2 protein-coding genes and 1 pseudogene are annotated in these 2,980 nt (G+C 78.1%); 2 read left to right on the forward strand and 1 reads right to left on the reverse strand.

Going from position 1 to position 2,980, the window contains the following annotated elements:
• Window positions 1–1,505 (reverse strand): annotated as a pseudogene (locus A9X00_RS30975) (PE family protein); the annotation flags it as partial.
• A gap of 12 nt (window positions 1,506–1,517) precedes the next feature.
• On the opposite strand from A9X00_RS30975, the gene A9X00_RS32620 reads away from it, so the two are divergent.
• Entirely contained in the window at window positions 1,518–1,997 is a 480-nt protein-coding gene (locus A9X00_RS32620) for a hypothetical protein (protein WP_156772283.1), read from the forward strand.
• 190 nt (window positions 1,998–2,187) lie between these two features.
• On the forward strand, window positions 2,188–2,980 hold a 793-nt coding region (locus A9X00_RS24985), incomplete at its 3' end, for a PE family protein (protein ID WP_156772284.1).

Genomic DNA, 2,980 nt, shown 5'->3' on the forward strand with positions numbered 1-2,980 from the left:
GCGGTGCCGCCGGCGCCGCCGTTGCCGCCGGTGCCGCCGCCGCCCCCGCAGCCGTCGGGGCCGGCGGGGGCCGCGCCCCCGGCCACGCCGCCGGGCGCCCCCGCGCCGCCGGTGCCGCCGGCGCCGCCGTTGCCGCCGGTGGCGCCGTTGCCGCTGACGCTGATCATCCCGCTTGCGGCGCCGCCGTCACCCGACGCGCCGCCGTGGCCGCCGTCGCCGCCGCGGCCCGCGACGCCCCCGGCCGCGGTGGCCGCGCCGCCCTGCCCGCCCGCACCACCGACGCCGCCTTGGCCGCCGACGCCGGCGTAGGCGACGGGTTCGTTGAGGGTCGAGTTGCCACCGTTACCGCCGTTTGCGCCGGCACCCGCGTCGCCACCGCGACCGCCGTCGCCAGCGACGCCGCCGATACCGCCCGTGCCGGTCGCGCCGCCGGCCCCGCCGCTGCCGCCGTCGCCGCCGGTCCCGCCGTTGCCGGCGGTGGTGCTCGCGCCGGGGAGGTCGGCGCCCGCCCCGCCCGCGCCGCCGTGGCCGCCGATCCCGCCGGCCCCGCCGTTGCCGTTGGTGGCGCCGGCGGCCGCGTTGCCACCGCTGCCGCCGGCTCCGGCGTTGCCGCCTTGGCCGCCGTTGCCGCCGGCGGTACCGGTGTCGGCCGCGCCGGCCGCGCCATTGCCGCCCGCCCCGCCGTTGCCGCCGTGACCGCCGCTGCCCGCGGTGCCGGTCGAAGCGGTCGCGGTGCCGCCGGTGCCGCCCGCGCCCGCGTTGCCGCCGCTTCCGCCGGTGCCCGTGCCGCTGCTGGCCGAGCCGGCGCCGCCGTTGCCGCCCGCGCCGCCCGCTCCGCCGCTCGGACCGGTTCCGCCGTTTCCGCCGGCGCCGCCGTTTCCGCCGGCCGTTCCGGCGGGGGCGCTGGGGTCTGTGGCTGCGTCGTAGCCGGCGCCGCCCTGGCCGCCGTTACCGCCGGTGCTCGCCGCGGCCCCCGCCGCACCCATTGCCCCGGCGGTGGCACCGGTGCCCCCGGCCGCCCCGCCATTGCCGCCGGCGCCCGCGGTTCCTCCGGCGTTACCGCCGTTGCCACCCATGCCGCCGTCGGGGTGGGCGGCGGCCGCCGCGGCGCCGGCGCCGCCGTCGCCGGGTGTTCCGACCGCGCCGCCGGTGCCGCCATCACCGCCACTGCCGTTGCCGCCGGCCTGACCGAAAGCCGAGCCCTTACCGCCGGTGCCGCCGGCGCCGCCGGTGCCGCCGGTGCCGCCGTCGCCGCCGGTGCCACCGTTGCCGCCCAGGCCGTTGTTGGTGCCGGCGATCCCGGTGGCGCCGGTGGCGCCGGCGGGGCGGGCGGCAACGCGGGCCTGTTCTCCGGCAACGGCGGCTCGGGCGGACACGGTGGGATCGGCGGGGTCGGCGGCACGGGCGGCGCCGGCGCCACGGGCGCCACCGGGATCGCCGGCACCAACAACGGCCTGGGCGGCAACGGGGGCACGGGCGGAACCGGTGGCGCCGCCTCGACACAACTCAGCCAGGCTGTGGCCCTCGGGCTCGGCGGGGACGGCGGCACCGGTGGCGCCGGTGCTCCCAACGGCGGGGCGGGCGGCACCGGAGGTGGCGGCGGCGCCGGCGGCGGTGCGCTCGGGGTGTCGACCGGGGACATGGCCCTGGGCGGAGGCGGCGGAGGCGGCGGCGGGGCCGCTTACGCCGGCGGCGCCGGCGGCGCGGGAGGCGCGGGCGGTAACGCGATCACCACCGCATCCCCGCTCGCGTTCGGCGGAGGCGGCGGAACCGGCGGCACCGGTCCCGGAGGCGGGGGCGGCGGCGGCGCTTGGGCCTACCCCGCCCACGCGGTCCCTGGAGTCGCCGGCACCAAGGGCGACCTGGGCGGGACCGGAGGCGCCGGTGGTGGGGTCGGCCAATTCGGCGGCGACGGGGGCGCCACGGGCGTGGCCGGCTCCGGCGCCGAGGCCTTGATCATCGGCGGCAACGGCGGCGGCGACGGGCAGTCGACCTGACGCCGGCGGTCACGGTAGATCCGGGATTTTGAAAATGCCGCGCCGCTTTTCGGCGGCCCCACCATGAAGGAAATGTGAGTAACTACCAGCGCCGCTATCGCGGCGAAACCACCCCTGGAACCAAATTGAAAGCGTAGATTTTCGCATACTTGTGTTTCGTTCGCGCCGTTCACATTGCAAGGAGCCGCAGATGTCGTCTTTCGTCCTGATATCTCCCGAAATCGCCACCGCAGCGTCGTCGGATTTAAGCGGCATTGGATCGTCGATTAGGTCGGCCAATGCGGCGGCTGCGGGCTCGACGTCATCGCTATTGGCGGCGGGGCAGGATGAGATTTCGGCGGCGATTTCTTCGTTGTTCGGCAGCTACGCCCGGGAGTTTCAGGCACTCAGCGCGCAGGCAGCGGCCTTTCATGATCGATTCGTCCAGTCGTTGTCGTCGGGTGCCGGGCAGTATGCCGGCGCGGAGGCGGCAAATGCCGACCCGTTGACGGCATTGGTCGGCGAACTGCAGAGCGTGACCTCGGGATTGCCGCCCGGGCCAGTCAAGCTGCTGACGGGGCGCCCGCTGATCGGCAATGGCGCCAATGCTGCCCCCGGAAGCGGGCTACCCGGCGGCGACGGCGGATGGCTGATAGGCGACGGCGGCAACGGTGGGTCCGGCGGGGCCGGGCACGCCGGCGGTGCTGGAGGGTCCGCGGGCCTGTGGGGTCGCGGCGGTAACGGCGGAGCCGGCGGAAACGGAGGGGGTGGTGTGGTCGGCGGGAACGGCGGGAACGGCGGGGCCGGCGGAGCCAACGGCTGGCTGGGCGGCGGTCCCGGCGGTGCCGGCGGGGTCGGCGGAAACGCCGGACCAGGCATCCTCGGGGGCGGCGGGCAAGGCGGCGCCGGCGGTGCCGGCGGCGCCAACAGGCACCTGTTCTCCCTGTTCAATGGTGCCGGCGGGCCCGGCGGGGCCGGGGCGCCACCAGGCACCGAGGTGGTGC

The organism is Mycobacterium sp. 1245805.9, from assembly GCF_001672915.1.
GTDB lineage: Bacteria > Actinomycetota > Actinomycetes > Mycobacteriales > Mycobacteriaceae > Mycobacterium.